Origin of the sequence: Eubacterium sulci ATCC 35585 (genome assembly GCA_001189495.1) — a bacterium.
Classification (GTDB): domain Bacteria; phylum Bacillota; class Clostridia; order Peptostreptococcales; family Anaerovoracaceae; genus Eubacterium_B; species Eubacterium_B sulci.
In genome coordinates this window covers 651,658-669,400 of record CP012068.1, presented here as the reverse complement: position 1 = coordinate 669,400, position 17,743 = coordinate 651,658, and the positions used below count along the sequence as shown (strand labels likewise).

Sequence of the window (17,743 nt, the reverse complement as noted above, 5' to 3'; positions counted from 1 at the left end):
CGATTAGGAGGTCGGTATTTTTATGGCAAAACATAGTTTTGAATTCAAGAAGAAAGTTGTTTTAGAATATTTGGATGGCAAAGGGGGAACGCAATATCTTTCTAAAAAATATGGACTTGGTTCTAACTCACAGTTACGCAAATGGATTAATGCATATAGTGCGTTCGGTGATGAAGGATTAAGGCGTTCTCGTAATCAAATAAAATACTCTTTCAAAAAGAAGATTTCTGTTGTAGAGTTATATCTATCAAGTGAGATTTCATATCAAGACTTGGCGATTCGAGAAGGGATAAGCAATCCAAGTATGATTGTGAACTGGGTTAACCGATTTCGTGCTGCCGGTCCTGATGCTTTGAGACCTCGCAAGAAAGGTCGAAAGAAAACATTGGATAAACCTAAGATAGATAATAAACCAATAATTCAAGAAAACAGCGTTATCGACACCAGTGCCGAACACGTAAAAGAACTAGAGGATGAACTGCTTAAGCTAAGAATTGAGAATGCCTTTTTAAAAGAACTGAGGAGGTTGCGTTTAGAGGACGAGGCAAAAATGAGAGAACGGCACTCGTCATCAACAGCCTCCGAGGAGAATTCAAACTAAAAGACCTTCTCTCTTATATAGGCATGCCTAAGGCAACATATATGTATTGGCAAAAAAGAATTAATAGAGAAAATCCTGACAAAGAAATCGAGGAAAAGATACTTGAGATTCGAGAACTTAATAAGGATTATGGATATCGTCGAATGTTAGCAGAATTAAGAAATCAAGGCTATAGCATTAATAAAAAGAAAGTACAACGTATAATGCAGAAGCTAGGTTTACAGGTTACATCGTTCACTCGCAAAAGTCGGAAATACAGTTCTTACAAGGGAAAAGTCGGAACTGTTGCTCCTAATCGAATAAAGAGACGGTTTAACACACATATCCCACATCAGAAGATTACAACAGATACTACAGAGTTTAAGTACTATGAAGTAGATTCTAAAGGACATATGACAATGCATAAACTTTACTTGGATCCATTTATGGATATGTGCAATGGAGAAATCCTAAGTTATGGAATTGATAAACATCCTTCAGCTAAGAACATCATGGATGCCTTGGAACATGCAATTGCAATAACTTCTGATTGCCCATATCGAAGAACATTCCACTCTGATCAAGGTTGGGCATATCAGATGAAGGCATACTCGCATCGTCTTAATGAAGAAAGAATTTTCCAAAGTATGTCACGCAAAGGAAACTGTCGTGACAACTCTGTTATGGAAAACTTCTTTGGTCTCCTTAAGCAAGAAATCTATTATGGTGTTGTTTATTATAGTTATGAAGAATTAAAGTTAGAAATAAAACGATACATTAAGTATTACAACGAGCAAAGAATAAAAGAAAAACTAGGATGGATGAGTCCTGTACAATACAGGCAAAGTCTCTTAGCTGCATAAAAAATGCGTAACAGATATTAGAATCTGTTACGCAATAAAAGTCTAACTTTTTGGGGTCACATCACGGGCTTGGCCTTTATTTTTTTCTTGAATTTTGATGCTTGCTGTACTAAGATAGTCTAAAAGAATGAAAACCTAGGAGGAGTTATGCTATATCTAAATCAATTAGAATACCCAGACATAAAGTATCCAACAAATGTTAAGGAGCCAGGTTGTGACCTTGATGTAAACGGAAATATCAAAGACGCTGGCTGCGGAATCTGCTCAGCTTGCATGATGGTAGATAGACTTTGTACAGAGAGCCTAAGCATGGAGGAATGTATTAAGATGTCCATAGATGCAAAGGCTAACCTCGATCCAGGCACTGAGATGAAGTTCCTTGCCCCACCTCTTGCAGAGAGATTTAATCTTGACCTTGTGGAGTCTGATAACTATCACGACATGATTGACGGTCTAAGAAACGGTGGCTGTGCTATCGTAAATGTTGGCGGAGACTACGAGGGACACCACGGTCTATTTACACGCGGTGGCCACTTTATCGTTGCCGTAAGCTATAGAGATGGCGAATTCCTAATCCTAGATCCTTCATGGAGCGAGGATAAGTTCCAGGAAGAAGGTCGTAAGGGTCAGGTTCGCGAAGAAGGATTTTTAATCTATGCAAAGCCAGAGGTTGTAGATGCTGACGCTGCAAATCGTAGCCCACGCTACTACATCTTCACTCGTAAGGAAGATAAGGCTAGCAAATAATAGAGAAAAAAGGGATTTCTGCATGGAAATCCCTTTTTAACATCTTATATATTTTTTATCATAAATTTAGGATTACAGGTTACATTTAATTGTTTGCAGTCGAGACAACTAAATATATCTGGCACATCTTTTTCATCTAGGTATTCGTAACCATATCTAGAGAAAAAATCTGGTGCTTTTGCTGTAATATATATGTACTTTCCTCCAAGTTTTTTTATTTCTTTTTCAGTCACAGACAATAAATTTACACCTATATTAATAGATCTAAACTCTTCCAAGACAGCAATATCATTAAGAATATATTTCCCTTTTCTATAAGTTATGCTACTACCAGCAATAATATTGCCATCAACATCTTTGCAACAAAAAGCTTTAATAAAGCCCCATGGGTGTAAACTATTTTTCTCTAAATTAAATTCAAGTCCTGATTCTTTGAACAGTTTTTCAAATATTATATAGTCTTGAGTTTCTAATATTTCATATTCCATATTGTCTATTCATCTCCTGATAAATAGTTTACATGCTATTATTTAAGTTATCAAGTGATTCTCCAGTAGCTCTATATTGGCAATCAGTCTTTTTTCTTCTTAGTAACAACTATAAATATTATACCTAGCACTGAAGCACCAAGTATTATGCCGTAAAGCTTAATATTTGAACTATCGCCTGTATTTGGTACATACTTTCTGTATATGTGGAAGGTATCTCCATTTGATGCCGTATTTGTCTTAACAAATGTGTATCCAGCAAATTTTTCTGGTCCCTTGGTTCCGTACTCTGGATCCTTGAGATTCTGATTGTCTTCCGTTATCCAGTATGTTCTCACCTTGCTATATACGAAGGTCAAGACATTGGTATCTGTATCTGTTTCTAGGGTCAAGTTCTTGTGTGCATAATCAGCTGCATAGTCAGGAATGCCTCGCGCAGTTGCAAAGAGCACAGAGTATAGATTGTCCTCCCCTTGCGTCGCGTTTGCAAGAACTCTACCTGCTTCATCAACATATCTGATTTCCCACTTGGCCTGAGGTCTACCTATCCACTTCGCATAGATTGTTGTATCCTGAGCTAGGCTTTCGTTTACATCAAAATGCTGTGTGAAGGCTGCATCCTTGAACCAGCCTGCGAACCAGTAGCCAGTCTTTGATGGAATTGTTGGAAGCTCCTTGTGAACGCTTCCCATCATAGGAATATCTATGACACTTGGTAATGCAGATGTCGCGCCGTTTCCTTCTACTGTAACCTTAATATGAGGTTCTTCCCATTTTGCGTATATGAAGATATCCTCTTCACCCATCTTCTGGTTAGGGTCAAGCTTTGTTGCTTCATCCATTCTTGCTGTTGTGTACCATCCTGCAAATACATAGTGCGAAGATATATTTGCTGGCTTTATTGGATTGCTGAGCTCTGTATTAGCATATGATAGTGGTGCTCCGTAGTGGAGTGAAACAGGATTATTGTCCGCATTTATAAAATGAAGCTTATACTGCAATGATGTAACATAAACATGTAAATATGTTTCTCCGTCTCCATCATAGTCGTTGATAGGCTGTTCATTTTTGAGAACGTCTATATGTGCCTCATTAGTATAGGCATTAAGGTTTGGATTTGATGCACTAACATCTGTGGTAAAATCCTCAGCACTATTTGTCCAGTAGTAGAACTTTGCTTCATGTGCATTGTTCTTACTGAAGTATATATAGAAGTTTTTGTAATCATAGGTAGAAAACTGCTTTTTCTCTGTTTGCATGTCTCTAGTCCATGTGCCATCTGGATTCTGGTAATGGTAAACCGTAAAAATTTTCGTCTTAGGTGGCTTGGCCAGAATTCTAGCGTGATATTCCTGATTATAATCGTCAATCATAAATGATGGAATTTTTATAAATTCCCCTGGTATATTTACTCTGCCACTATGTGGATTTGTAGGCGTTGTCCATCTATATTTTCTATCCAGTGAAACTATGCCGTCAGTAGAATGTCCATAAATTCCCCTATAATCTTCTCTATGGTCTTCTATTCCAGTTGTCGTGTCATAGTAAACAAGAGTTATTGTCATAACAGGTCTATCGTAGTAAACATTTACAACCGTAGATCCATCTCCTGCAACTGTCTTACCCATGTTAGCTGCAGTTGTTTTTGCGCTATTGTATTTTCTATAGGTTGTATCTCTATTTGTTGTATCGTATAAAACGGCAGTATTTACATTCTGAACCTTTGTCTCTACATCAAAAAGTGAATAAGTCTTTTGATCATCGGTAAATGTAAGCTCGTCTGTCGCATTTTGATACCAATAGTTTACTGTATAGCTAGCCTGAAATGGGATATCGTACTGCGCGTAAACTGTCATATCCTTTCCTGGCTGAACACCTGGTGTCCAAGTATGTGAAACTCCAGCTTCATCAGCGTACTCCCAGTGAGTAAAAATCTTACCAGGAATATTTGGATTCGCTGGCGTAGACTGATTTGTTCCGTATAAGAATGTCTCATAGAAATCCTGATTTGGATCACCAGTCTTAAAATATGTTGTGAATTCCTTTCTCGCATAATACACAGTTACAGTGATATCACCGCTAGGTGCGATTTCGACCTGTTCTGGTGTAAGCGCCTGAAAGCCTTCATAAGTCTTATTGCCACTAGCTTCGGTCATCTGACCAACGTTTCCTGTTAGAGTCTCATACTCCATCATAGCTGGGTCTTTGTAGCTACCGTCAAGGCTCTGTCTAACATGCCTCACCTTATAAGTCCTCGTAGCTGGAACTGGCTGAGTACTAGGCACTGACTCAGTTGCAAAAACCTCTGCTGGTAAAGCTGTAATCATCATGCCACATATCAAAGTCAGCATGAGCAAACACTTTAGTCTCTTGATCTTCTTCATTTTCCTACTCCCCTTTTTTACAAACCTATAAATATATTTTACTAAAACACAACATAGTTTTCAATACGTACTTGTCTGATAAATGTATATTTACATACAATTTATTGCCTAGTATCAAATAGACAAAAAAAGAGACTCGCTTGGAGTCTCTCGTATATCAAATTAGCTGTGCTTTCTCTTTGCAATTGCAAGAGCCGCTAGACCAAGCGCTGACATAGCAAGCATTGCCTCAAATAGAGCAATGTTTGCGCTATCTCCTGTGTTTGGAACATTCTTTCTATATAGGTGAATAATATCACCGTTCTTTGCTGTATAAGTTCTTATTAGCGTGTAGCCCTCAAACTTCTCTGCTGGCTTTGTTCCATACTCTGGGTCCTTTAGATTATGATTGTCCTCAGTCACCCAGTAAGTTCTAATCTTGCTATATACGAAGGTCAAGACATTTGTGTTGTTAGCCGATGATAATGTTAGGTTCTTACTTGCAAAGTCTGGAGCGTAATCCCTGATGCTTAGTGCATTTTCAAATAGAACTGAATACAGGTTTCCTATACCAGTTACAGAACTTGCTAGCACTCTTCCTGCCTCGTCAACATATCTGATTTCCCAGTTTGTCTGTTGTCTTCCAACCCACTTAGCATAGATTGTCATGTCGTGAGGAACGCTCTCATTTACATCAAAAGGCTGTGTGAAATTTGCATCCTTGAACCAGCCTGCAAACCAGTAGCCGTCCTTTGATGGGATATTTGGAATATCCTTGTGAACGCTGCCAAACTTTGGAATGTCGACAACTGATGGCAGCTCCGATGTAGCACCGTTTCCTTCAACAGTTACCTTGACATGTGGTTCTTCCCACTTTGCATAAATAACTAAGTCGTGATCTGGCATTTTCGCATCTGGACTTAGCTTTGTCTCATCATACATAGAGCCTACAGTATACCAGCCTGCAAAAACATAGTGCGCTGGCACATTAGATGGCTTGATTGGATTATCGAGTTCGTTATGTGCATTTGACAAAGGTGCATCATAGTAAAGCTTAACCAAGTTATTATCTGCGTTTGCGAACCTCAGATTAAACTGGTTTCGGCTAGTATACACATGCAGGTACGACTTTCCGTCTCCATCAAAGTCGTTCTGTAATGTATTATTCCTAATTACATATATTCTATCCCCTTGGTTGTACTTTGTAAGCGCTGGGTTTGTTGCACTTACGTTATCTGTAAACTCTTGTTCTCCGTTAGTCCACTGGTAGTAATCATATGTATATGCAGTGGTATTATTAAAGTAGGCATAGAAGCTGCTGTATGAGTAGGTCTCTAGCTTACCCATATATTTTTCCATATCCATTGACCATGAACCATCTTTATTCTGATAATGAATAACTATGAAGACATCTTTGACACTTGGCGCAGCTAGTACTCTTGCATGATATTCAATATGGTAATCATCTTTCATAAAACGATTATCCTTTACATAAGTCCTAGCTAAATTCATAGTGTTGCTATCTGGATTGTTATATGCTGTCCACCTATACTTCTTCTCTAGTGCTGGAACATCCTTTGTAGAATGTCCGTATATACCTCTATATGACTCCCTGTGATCCTCTACTCCAGTATCTGTATTGTAATATACCTTAGTTATAGTCATAACAGGTCTATCATAGTATACGTTTACAACAGTCTCACCATCTCCGCTTACGGTTTTACCTGTATTTGCTGCAACGGTCTTAGCGCTGTTATACTTCATGTATGTAGATTCACGTGATGTAGTATCATATACAACAGGTGTATTTACGTTTTGGGTCTTTGTCTCTGTATCTACAAGGTCATAAGTTTTTTGGTCATCTGGCAAATCCACTTCATCTGTTGGCTTCTGATACCAGTAGTTAACCCTATACATAGCCTGAAATGGTATGTCGTACTTAGCTGATACAATCATGTCCTTACCAGGCTGCACTCCTGGTGTCCATACATGAGCTACTCCATTCTCATCCACATACTCCCAATTTTGGAAAATCTTGCCAGGAATATTTGGCTGTGCTGGCGTAGACTGATTTGTTCCATAAAGGAAGGTCTCATAAAAGTCCTGATTTGGATCGCCAGTCTTAAAATATGTTGTAAATTCTTTTCTCGCATAGTACACAGAAACCGTTATGTCACCGCTAGGTGCTATTTCTACCTGCTCCGGAACTAGTGCCTGAAAACCTTCATAGTTTCTGTTTGCAGTAGCCTCAGTCTTCTGCCCTACTTTTCCAGTTAGAGTTTCATACTCTGCCATAGATTCGTCATTGTAGGTACCGTCAAGACTCTGTCTGACATGTCTTACCTTGTACGTTCTTGTCGCTGGTGCTGTCTGTATGCTTGGAGCCGAATCAGTTGCATAAACAGCTGCTGGCAGAGCTGTAGCAAGCATGCTGCAAATCAAAGCAAAAGATAGCAATAGCCTAAAACCTTTCTTCTTCATTATTGTCCCCCCTTTAGGTAATAATACATCATAATTATACTAAATTACTATCTCACAATCAACACAAGCTATCTGATAAATTATTCCGTCAATTCAATTTGATGAACTTTTTGAGGCTTATCAAAAAAGGACCTGCTGTCGCAAGTCCTTTGATTGATTATATTAGCTGTGCTTTCTCTTTGCAATTGCAAGAGCCGCTAGAGCAAGCACTGACATAGCCATTACTGCTCCGTAAAGTGCTGCATTTGAACTATCGCCTGTGTTTGGAACGTTTGACTTAGCAGTCTTTGGCGCTTCGATAGTCTCAGCTGGCTTCTGCTTGCTATATACGAATGTCACCGTGTTTACATCATCTGCGCTCAAAAGGCTCAGGTTCTTATTAGCGAAATCCACTGCATATCCCGGGATGTTTAAAGCACTTGTGTAGAGTACTGCATATAGATTATCGAATCCATTTTTTGAATCGGCTAGCGGATTTCCATCCTCATCGACATATCTGATTTCCCAGTTTGCCTGCTGCCTTCCTACCCACTTTGCGTATACTGTAATATCCTGAGTTAGGCTTTCGTTTACATCAAATGGCTGCGTGAAAGCTGCATCCCTAAACCAGCCTGCAAACCAGTTGCCGTCCTTTGATGGAATCATAGAAAGATCTCTGTGGACGCTACCGAGCATCGGAACATCAATTACACTTGGAAGCTCTGAAATCGCTCCATTACCTTCCACTGTCACCTTAACTTTAGGCTGAACCCACTTTGCATATAGGAACATGTCCTGAGTACCCATCTTCATCTCAGGGTTATACTCTGTGCCGTCCTGAAGTCCTGGCGATGTGTACCATCCATCAAATACATATTCTGCTGGGATGTTTGCCGGCTTAATAGGATTGTTAAATTCGGCATTTGCAGATGATAAAGCTTCGCCGTAGTGTAGCTTCACAGGAGTGTTTCCTGCATTTTCAAAGCGAAGGTCATACTGCCTTAGCTCTACATAAACATGCATATATCCTACGCCGTCATTATCATAGTCACCTACAATCTTTCCATTTTGCAAAGTTTGTATCTTCTGTCCAGATGTATATGGCTTGAGCTCAGAATTTGATGGCCCTACATCAGTAGTGAATTCATCCTCTGCATTAGTCCAGTAATAGTAAGCATAATTATGTGCTACATTTGACGTAAAATATGTCGAGAAGTTTAGAAAGTTATAAGTAGAGCTCTGAAGCTTCTTAGACTTCATATCCCTTGTCCAAGTTCCATCCGTGTTCTGGTGGTGGAAAACTACATATATCTCTGAATTTGACGGCGGTGCAAGGATTCTAGCATGAAACTCTATGTGATAATCATCAATCATGAATAATGGTAGTATAGTGAAAATAGTCGGCATTTGCCTTCTACCATTGCTCGCACTTCCTGCAGCTGACCATCTGTACTTAGGATCAAGTCCACCGGTTTCTTCAGTCGAATGTCCGTAAAGCCCCTTTAAATCAACTCTATGGTCCTCGACTCCTGTATCAGTGTTATAGTATACCAAAGTGATTGTCATTACTGGACGGTCGTAGTAAACATTTATGACTGTTGATCCGTCAGCATTTACTAGCTTATTTGCATTTGCAATTCTTGTCTTATTAGCATTAAACTTTTTGTATGTCGTCTCTCGAGTAGTTGCATCAAAGTTAGGTACCGTATTGATATCCTGCACCTTCTTCTCTGTATCGAAGAGTGAATATGTTTTTTTATCATCTGTGTAAGAAACCTCATCAGTCGCATTTTGGTACCAATAGTTTATGGTGTACGAAGCCTGAGTTGGAACATCGTACTTAGCGTAAACCGTCATATCCTTAGCTGGCTGAAGTCCCGGTTGCCAGTTTTTAATCACTCCGTTTTCGTCCACATATTCCCAGTACATGAACATATTACCATTAATATCAAGCGCAGGTGGTGCAGGCTGGCTTTCTTCATAACGGTTTGTCTGGCTGAAGTCCTTAGTAGAATCTGCAGTCTTAAAATATGTTGTATAGCTTTTTCTTGCATAGTAAACGGTAACCGTTATATCACCGCTAGCTGCTATCTGAACCTGCTCTGGAACAAGCGCCTGAAATCCCTCATAGCTTTTGCTTGCCTTTGCCTCAGTCTTATCGCCCACATTTCCTGTGAGAGTTTCGTACTCAGCTAGTGACTCGTCGTTATAGCTGCCATCTAGTGACTGTCTTACATGTCTTACCTTATATGTTCTTGTAGCTGGCGCAGTCTGTGTAGTTGATATGTCATCTGCTGCAAATGACGCAAGCGGCATAGCCGTCACAAGGACACTACATATCAAAGCGAGTACTACTGTAAGCCTTAATCCTTTCTTTTTTTTCATTTCTAATCTCCCCATATATTTCAAATTTTTTCAAATAAAAAAGACAAAATGCACATCCTCTTGGGTGTAGGTTTTGTCTTTTATGTTCCCCCTTAAAAAAAGGACATTGCTGCCCTTTCATTTATATAGATTTAAATCTCAATCTCTATTCCCAAGCTCCCTTTAAATTGTGCACTACTTATATACACTTTGAGAACTAAATTTAATCAAAGTTTTTCAAAAAAATCATTTTATAACTACGCTTATTGCACAGATTACTAGAGCTATTGCCATGACGATATTAACTGCCTTTTGATGATTGATGAATAGATTTCTCAGCTTTGCTCCAGTGAGTAGCCAAATCATATTGCACACAGGTCCAGTGAACGGCAAGAAGCATCCTACGAGAAATAAGCTCATGAATGAATCGCTGTAAGGTGCAACATAGGTTCCTAGTGCTGTGAAGCAAAAGAGTATTACCTTGGCATTTGTCAGCTGGACTATGAGTCCAGTTTTGATGCTATAGTTCACCTGCTTGCTCGTTTCTGGAGACACTGTACTCCTCAGTATATGTATTGCAAGCCAGATTATATATGCTGCTCCGACATAGGCAAAATATGAGATATACTTTCCGAGAACTTCACCGACAAAGTAGATAAGGAAAACTGCTATCATGGCATCTATGAAAAAGCCAATGAAAATTCCCCACCATTGTCTCAAAGCCACCTTTTTGCCCGCGTTAAGACTTGCCGATAGGCTGCATAGGTTTGCTGGACCCGGCGTTATTCCGTTTATATAGCAGTAAAATAGAAATGATGGTATTAGTGCAACTGGCATTAGCCTTCTCCTTTGGTCATACTTAGTTTAGCGCTTTTCCGTCAAGCACGCACTCGATAAGCTTATCCTCTTCATTATAAACTAGCTTGAGCGAAAAGAAATCCTCTCTTTCATCTAAGAGCCTTAAGAAAATCTTATCGCCTTCCCAGAGCTCAAGTTCCATAAGCTTTGATTTAGGCACCCACTCTAGAACGCCCTCGTCGCAGGCCTTTGGTTCTCCTATCACGTTCTGTGCAGTGAAAAGATGCATGTACTCTATGGTTTCCTTACCCTTCTTACCATAAACAAAGGTGATAATCCCCCTAAATCTATAGTCGCAAAGTCTATATCCCGTCTCCTCATATACCTCACGAAGCAGGCATTCTTCTGGACTTTCTGCATGCTCAAAATGTCCGCCGACACCTATCCACTTGTCCTTATTTACATCGTTTTCCTTGAGGACCCTATGCATCATCAGATATTTTTCATCTCGCTCTATGTAGCACAAAGTGCTCATCTTTGATCTTATCTCATCAAAACTTGCTGTCATATTTCCACCTTATCAAAGTAAAAAGGCCGCGATGGGCCCTATTAGTTAAAAATATTTACTCCAACGACGCTTGCAATCATCATAATTACACCTGCAAGCGCAACGCCTAGCGTAACTGAAAGCACCGTCTTCTTAAAATCTATATCAAGTATGCTTGCTGCAAGTGTTCCTGTCCAAGCACCTGTTCCCGGAATAGGAATGCCTACAAACAACAAAAGCGCGATAAATACACCTCTATCGCTCTTCTGCGTAAGCTTGTGTCCAGCCTTCTCTCCTTTGCTCAGGAAGAAACGACACGGCTTCCATATAAAAGGTCTTTCGCATCCCCAGGTTAGAATCTTTCTGGCAAATAGGTAGATAAATGGAACTGGTATCATGTTACCTATCATGCATATGAGTAAAGACTCTATGACTGGCAGGTCGCGCGCCTGAGAAAATGGCACTGCAACTCTAAGTTCAGCCATGGGGAGCATAGACATAAAAAACAAATAAACGTAGTTTTTTAGCATCTTCACTCTCACTGATCTAAATAATACTTAAGAGTATTTTACTTGAATCAGTCGATATTAGCAAGCCAATAAAAATTCATCCCTCATATTGCATGCAAGCTTGATACCACGTGCCTCAAGAACCTTCTGTAGCGCTTCGAGCGTCTGTGCAAGGTCTTCCTTGTTTGCATTTTCGCCCATGTGACCGATTCTAACAACCTTGCCTTTGAGCACATCAAAGCATCCGCTTATCAAAATGCCAAACTCATCTCTAAGCCCGCTCAAAATCTCATCCTCTGTAATTCCTTCAGGAATTTCGATTACTGTCACATTGTTAGAATATCCGCTTTCTAGATAGAGCTTAAGCCCCGCCTTTTCTACTGCATTTCTTGTTGCCTTTGCAAGCTGCTTATGTCTATTCTGAAAATCTGCATCCTCAAGATAATTATCTATCGCAACTCTTAGTCCCATGATGTCGCTTGCCGGCATCGTATATGGGAACCACTGGTTTTCGTAGTAGTCCTTGATAAAAAGGAGGTTTGCATAGAAAGCTTTGATAGGAGTTTTACGGTTTTGCATTGCCTCAAAAGCCCTGTCACTAACCCAAACCATAGTAAGTCCTGGAGGAGCTGAAAGCGCCTTCTGCGAACCCCCACATAGTATATCTATCTTAGAATTACTAAGATCTAGTGGCTCTCCAAACATTCCTGCTACTGAGTCACAGACTGTCAAAATTCCAAACTCATCAAAGAGCTTACTTATGCTTTCGACATCGTTCATAACTCCGCTTGGCGTGTCGCAGTGAACCACGGTTGCATACTTAAAGTTACTATCCTTTGATAGGAAATCTCTAAGCTCATCTACATTAACTGGATTTCTATAGTCACTGCTAAATAGCACTGGCTCTCCGCCGTACATGCTAACAAAATCAGCAAAGCCCTTGCCAAAAATTCCATTATCTATTACGAGTACTCTGTCGCCTTCTTCAGTTAAAGAAGCACAGGCAGCCTCTAGGCCTAGTATTCCTTCTCCACCTAGGATGAAGGCTTTGGTATCAGTGTGCATTGCCTTTGATAGAAGCTCACAAGTTTCCTTATAGAAGTCAAAGAACTTAGGGTCTATATCTGGATTCGTAAACTCCTTGCTTCTTTCTAATCTTACATTTTCTCTGACCTGTGTAGGTCCTGCTGTCATTATCTTGTACATTCTATGCTACCAGGTACCTTCCTTGTTGCTAGCTTCAAAACTGGTGCCACTAGAAGTGCTACAACTATAGCAAATCCAACCTGTGCGATATTGCCAGGCACCGATCCAAATGGGGCTATCCAGTTTCCGGTTAATATAACCTCTGCAAAGTAGTAGCCAACTAGTTTGATAACTAGCGCTAAAACTAGGGAAACAAGGCTATTCGCAAATGCGTTCTTGATTGGCTTTTTCTCTGCGAAATATCCAACTGTATATCCCATGAGTCCAACGATTACGAATGTGAATGGCGCCCATGCACCCCATCCGCTCATTATGTCAAAGAGTCCCATTCCGCAAGCACCTGCTAATGCTCCTGTCCTTCTACCAAAGAGCATAGCTCCAATGAATAGAGGTACGTTGCCAAGGTGGATTAGTCCGCCACTTCCTGCAAGTGGAAGTCTGATATTAATTAGCCATGTTGCAACATAGACCATTGCGATGAAAAGTGCTGTAATTACGAGCTCTTGTGTTGTTATTTTTTTTCTATTTTCCATGTGTATAACTCCTATATATTATATTTAAATCTATTACAATATTATTCTAGCACTAATCTAGATTTATTAAATATGCAATATTTTATTTTTTATAATATACAGTTTAGGATTATATTGGGTTTTGTTCCTACTGTACTTGTTGAAATGTGTTATTTATATATATACAGTTTAGATTATGTACTTAAGTTTTATTAAAATAAAAACAGTAAGCCCTTTATTTGGACCTACTGCTCTTCATTTTTATCTGTCTATTTTATGGTTTGCTTTGCCTTATTATTTTCTAATCATCTAAAAAGAATACATCCTCTACATGGAGCTTGAGAAATTTCGCTATTTTCATTGCGAGCTCAAGTGTAGGATTGTATTTGTCATTTTCAATAGCAACTATGGTCTGTCTGCTGACTCCTAGTTCATTAGCCATATCCTCTTGCCTGAGCCCTGCTTCTTTTCTTAACTGTTTTATTATATTTTTCATAAAGATAAGGTAATCAAAAACACAATCAGTAAACAAGTTAAGGCTGCAATAACAATGGTTGTAATTATTATTTGTATAAATTTATTTGGTTCTTTATATTCATCATCGCCAGCAACCATTTTTCTTTTTATCATACTCATCGAGATATTATGTGCACTAACACCCAATAAAAGAATAAGAACAGGGATCGTTTCCGACTTTGCTCCGTGTACAATTGTCTTATAAGAATTGTACATTATCCATATACTTAGTGATGTCATGGCAACCCTATATCCCCAGCTCTCAGAACGCATACGGATGTTTCTATCCATTTCATCCATCTTTTTCACAGCGTTTCTCCTTTCAGAAATACTAATGCCAGTAATTGAATGTAAAAAGCTCTTTACATTTTTATCTTAATACTTTTAACAAAAATGTCAATAACTTTTTACATTTTGCTTTCACTCTATTCCTGATCAAAGATTCTATATAGCTTATCGTTAGGGTCGCTTATCATTTTAATTTTACTACCTAGCTCAAGCACTTTGCCACTGTTATACGGCTCCCACTCAGGAAGACCCTTGCCATTTGGATTTCCAGTCTTTACAAAGTTAATCCAGTAAGACGTCATAGTTTCGCAAAGCTTCTTGTCACTGCTGTCATATAGATATGGTGCTTTTCCTATGTTTCCATAGGCGTATGGAAGTTCTCCTGTATGGTTAGAGCCAATCGACTTGTTTTCCTTGGTGAAGTAATATCTATATACAGGCTCTCTTTCGCTTGCTAACCTGCTCCATACATCATGCCCATAACCGAAGGTTCCAGCGTTATAGATAATTTTGAAGTTCTTTGCTGCCTCTTCATCCGTCTTTGCTGGGTAAAGCTTTAGGATTTCCTCATAGCCCTTAGGATAGCTTTTCTTAATCTTATCAGCATAGTTATCCTTATCTGTCTTTGATTCAAGGAGCAAGAAGAAGTCGCCATCCTCCTTGTTATATCCAGTCAGCAAGGCCTTCTCATTATTTTCACCGGCCATATAGCTCTCATATGGGGATTTTGTCAAAGCGTACCCATCGTTTGTCATCGCATTAAGCGTTCCATACTTGGTATTTGTGTTTGCAATGTCCTCAGCAGAAAGCTTTCTGAGATCCTTAGGCTTCTTTGCGCCTAGCTCATCGCGAAGAGATTTGCCCTGCTTTATTGCCGTTTTGATATCCATATATGAATGAGGCGGGTTCTTTGCTGTAATCGAGGAGCTCTCAGAGATTGCGTATTTGAACTTGCCTTTTGCCAGTGGTGAAGTGCACATTGCATTTACCGAGGATGAGCCTGCAGACTCACCTGCAATTGTGATATTGTCAGGATCGCCACCGAACTTTTCGATGTTTGCTCTCACCCAATCAAGAGCCTTAAGCTGGTCGAGGAAACCGTACATTCCTGTAGTTCCGTTAGGAGACTCAGAAGCTAGATTTTCATCAGCATAAAACCCGAGCGCACCAAGTCTATAGCTAAAGTTTACAAATATAACGTCATTCTTCGCATAGGATTCACCGTTATAGTCCTCCCACCAAGCCTGACCAGTTGTGAGCGAACCTCCGTGGATATAGAAGACAACAGGGAGCTTTTTTTGCTGTCCTCTAGGCTTCCAAATATTGAGATAAAGACAGTCCTCGCTCATCTTTGGAACATATCTATTCTTTATTGTTCTAGTCACATTGCGGTAGAAGAAAATATCAGTTGCAGATGAAACGACTCTGTTAGTGCGCTTTTGCATGGCCATGGGCTGAAAGTGATCTGCCCTGAGAACACCTTTGTACTTCTCAGGATTTTTCGGTTCCTTCCATCTCAAATCTCCAACTGGAGCCTTAGCATATGGAATGCCTGCATAGACCTCAACTGAGCCATCTTTGTTATATACACCTGTGAGCCTACCCTCTTTTACCTCGATTTTGCCCGTGCGCTTTGCTCCATCATAGGTAGCTGGGACGAGCTTTTCCTTAGGAAGGCTTATGAATGAAATTAAAGCAAAGAGAATAAACATTGCAATTACAGCCCTGCCGCCTTTTCTTGTCTTCTTCCAATAAAGACTTATTATAAAGGCTGTAACCAAAACAAGAATTAGTCCAGACCAAGCGTTTCTGTTCAAAAACATATAGAGTTCAAATACTATTGTCACCAGTATCAAAAAGCTATAAAAAGCAAATTTTTCTTTTCTCATTCCCTTACTCCTTTCAGGACATCAAAGCTAGGCCTTGAAACAAAATTCCTCGATAATTTTCTCAGCAACCTTTATACCATCGCAGGCTGCACTCGTTATGCCGCCAGCATATCCTGCGCCCTCACCTGCAGGGTAAAGCCCTTTGATGCTTCCCTGAAGCCTATCGTCTCTAAAAAATCTAACTGGCGAAGAGCTTCTCGTCTCTACCGCCTTCATCACTGCATTATCATCGTCAAAGCCCTTTAGCTTTCTTCCTAGATATGGCATGGCCTCTCTAATAGACTCAACAGCAAAGCTAGGGAGCGAGTCAATCACAGCCTTCGCATCTTTATCTCCATCTCTGAACTTTGACCAGCAGGTCTTAGGGAAGGCATATCTTCCGCCACTGTTTTTGTAAGCGAGCCTCTCGTACTTTTCCTGAAACTCTACTCCAGCCAGTGCATTATCACTATCAAAATCAGAAACCCTAACATCAACAAGAAGTCCGCTGTTAGCTGTTCCACTGTCACGCTTGTGATTACTCATGCCGTTTGTTACAACACCACCCTCTTGAGAAGAAGACATTATGACCTCACCACCTGGGCACATGCAAAATGTATAAACACCCCTTCCGTTTTCACAGCGATGAGATAGCTTATACTCTGCAGGTGGAAGACCCTTGGTTTTGCCATACTGAGCCTCATCTACCATCTTCTGTGGGTGCTCTATTCTCACTCCTATGGAAAACGGCTTCGCTGACATCTCAATGCCTAGCTCGTGCGCATACCTAAAGGTGTCCCTTGCGCTGTGGCCTATGGCAAGTACTAGATTTTCTGTTTCTAGTGTGTAGCTTTCCCCAGTCAAAACATCCTCAGCTTTGATGGCTTTGATTTTCCCCGATGGCGCGTCTATGCCGACTAGCTTACTCGAAAATCTAATCTCACCGCCGAGTCGAATTATCTCCTCGCGTATATTTGCGACCACATCTCTGAGAAGGTCTGTTCCTATGTGCGGCTTATTCTTGTAAAGTATTTCCTCTGGTGCACCGGCGCTTACAAATTCACTTAGGACTTTATGGATTCTCGGGTCCTTGATTCCGGTCGTAAGCTTGCCGTCAGAAAAAGTTCCAGCACCACCCTCGCCAAACTGAACATTTGACTCTGTGTTTAGCGCTCCGCCATTCCAGAAGTTTTGCACATCCTCAGCTCTTTCGCTCACGCACTTTCCTCTCTCGAGAACTATCGGTCTATATCCCTGCTGAGCAAGTATCAAAGCACAAAAGATTCCGCATGGCCCAAAGCCTGCAATAACTGGCCTATGCTTTAGCTCACGCACGCCAGGCTCAGGTGCTTTATAGCTCATGTCAGGCGCTATAGAAAGAATCTTCTTATGGTCAGGCTTTAGCGTTATTTTCCTTGCGCCCTGCCTTTGCTCTACATCAAAGTCGACCGTATAGACAAATCTGATATCGCTCTTGTCTCTAGCGTCTATCGACTCCTTTACAATCTTATATTCCTTTATCTTTACATTGTTTGAAAGCTTCTTCTCTATTTTCTTTACGAGAAGCTCCTTAGGCTCGTTTAGCGCGAGCTTTATCTGGCTAATTCTATACACACTTAGCTCCTATCAAATTA

14 protein-coding genes and 2 pseudogenes are annotated in these 17,743 nt (G+C 40.2%); 3 read left to right on the top strand and 13 right to left on the bottom strand.

The annotated features are described in order from the left end of the window. Positions 1 to 22: 22 nt before the first annotated feature. The 3 genes and pseudogenes from ADJ67_03090 (at position 23) to ADJ67_03080 (ending at position 1,989) form a co-directional block, all read left to right on the top strand. Positions 23 to 601, top strand: a complete 579-nt coding sequence (locus ADJ67_03090) for a transposase (protein ID AKT46761.1) — start codon at positions 23 to 25, stop codon at positions 599 to 601. Between the two features lie 41 nt (positions 602 to 642). Further along, positions 643 to 1,443: an integrase gene (locus ADJ67_03085; GenBank protein AKT47648.1), complete on the top strand. Its 801-nt coding sequence runs from the start codon at positions 643 to 645 to the stop codon at positions 1,441 to 1,443. 147 nt (positions 1,444 to 1,590) lie between these two features. Further along, positions 1,591 to 1,989, top strand: a pseudogene (locus tag ADJ67_03080) (hypothetical protein). A 245-nt stretch (positions 1,990 to 2,234) separates the two neighbouring features. Here the strand turns inward: ADJ67_03080 and ADJ67_03075 are convergent. The 13 genes and pseudogenes from ADJ67_03075 to ADJ67_03015 all read right to left on the bottom strand — a co-directional run bounded on the left by ADJ67_03075 (position 2,235) and on the right by ADJ67_03015 (position 17,723). Continuing rightward, complete coding sequence (locus tag ADJ67_03075) at positions 2,235 to 2,678, bottom strand: hypothetical protein (GenBank protein AKT46760.1); 444 nt, start codon at positions 2,676 to 2,678, stop codon at positions 2,235 to 2,237. 83 nt (positions 2,679 to 2,761) lie between these two features. Further along, the gene (locus tag ADJ67_03070; GenBank protein AKT46759.1) at positions 2,762 to 5,062 is read right to left on the bottom strand and encodes a hypothetical protein; all 2,301 of its coding nucleotides are present in this window, start codon (positions 5,060 to 5,062) and stop codon (positions 2,762 to 2,764) included. A gap of 417 nt (positions 5,063 to 5,479) precedes the next feature. Beyond that, a pseudogene (locus ADJ67_03065) lies at positions 5,480 to 7,522 on the bottom strand (hypothetical protein). Positions 7,523 to 7,684: 162 nt separating this feature from the next. Next, positions 7,685 to 9,886, bottom strand: coding sequence for a hypothetical protein (locus ADJ67_03060; protein AKT46758.1), 2,202 nt, complete (start codon positions 9,884 to 9,886; stop codon positions 7,685 to 7,687). A 225-nt stretch (positions 9,887 to 10,111) separates the two neighbouring features. After that, positions 10,112 to 10,702: a hypothetical protein gene (locus tag ADJ67_03055; GenBank protein ID AKT46757.1), complete on the bottom strand. Its 591-nt coding sequence runs from the start codon at positions 10,700 to 10,702 to the stop codon at positions 10,112 to 10,114. Positions 10,703 to 10,724: 22 nt separating this feature from the next. Beyond that, complete coding sequence (locus ADJ67_03050; protein ID AKT46756.1) at positions 10,725 to 11,231, bottom strand: DNA mismatch repair protein MutT; 507 nt, start codon at positions 11,229 to 11,231, stop codon at positions 10,725 to 10,727. A gap of 41 nt (positions 11,232 to 11,272) precedes the next feature. After that, the gene (locus tag ADJ67_03045) at positions 11,273 to 11,740 is read right to left on the bottom strand and encodes a small multidrug export protein (GenBank protein ID AKT46755.1); all 468 of its coding nucleotides are present in this window, start codon (positions 11,738 to 11,740) and stop codon (positions 11,273 to 11,275) included. Between the two features lie 57 nt (positions 11,741 to 11,797). After that, entirely contained in the window at positions 11,798 to 12,925 is a 1,128-nt protein-coding gene (locus ADJ67_03040) for a serine-pyruvate aminotransferase/archaeal aspartate aminotransferase (GenBank protein ID AKT46754.1), read from the bottom strand. Next, positions 12,913 to 13,458: a membrane protein gene (locus ADJ67_03035; protein AKT46753.1), complete on the bottom strand. Its 546-nt coding sequence runs from the start codon at positions 13,456 to 13,458 to the stop codon at positions 12,913 to 12,915. Before ADJ67_03035 ends, ADJ67_03040 begins: the two co-directional genes overlap by 13 nt. Before the next feature lie 280 nt (positions 13,459 to 13,738). Further along, positions 13,739 to 13,933 (bottom strand): ABC transporter substrate-binding protein, encoded by a 195-nt coding sequence (locus ADJ67_03030; GenBank protein ID AKT46752.1) that lies wholly within the window; start codon positions 13,931 to 13,933, stop codon positions 13,739 to 13,741. Then, positions 13,930 to 14,262 (bottom strand): hypothetical protein, encoded by a 333-nt coding sequence (locus tag ADJ67_03025; GenBank protein ID AKT46751.1) that lies wholly within the window; start codon positions 14,260 to 14,262, stop codon positions 13,930 to 13,932. Before ADJ67_03025 ends, ADJ67_03030 begins: the two co-directional genes overlap by 4 nt. A gap of 116 nt (positions 14,263 to 14,378) precedes the next feature. Beyond that, positions 14,379 to 16,130, bottom strand: a complete 1,752-nt coding sequence (locus ADJ67_03020; GenBank protein AKT46750.1) for a hypothetical protein — start codon at positions 16,128 to 16,130, stop codon at positions 14,379 to 14,381. 27 nt (positions 16,131 to 16,157) lie between these two features. Further along, complete coding sequence (locus ADJ67_03015; GenBank protein ID AKT46749.1) at positions 16,158 to 17,723, bottom strand: NAD(FAD)-utilizing dehydrogenase; 1,566 nt, start codon at positions 17,721 to 17,723, stop codon at positions 16,158 to 16,160. Positions 17,724 to 17,743: the final 20 nt, after the last annotated feature.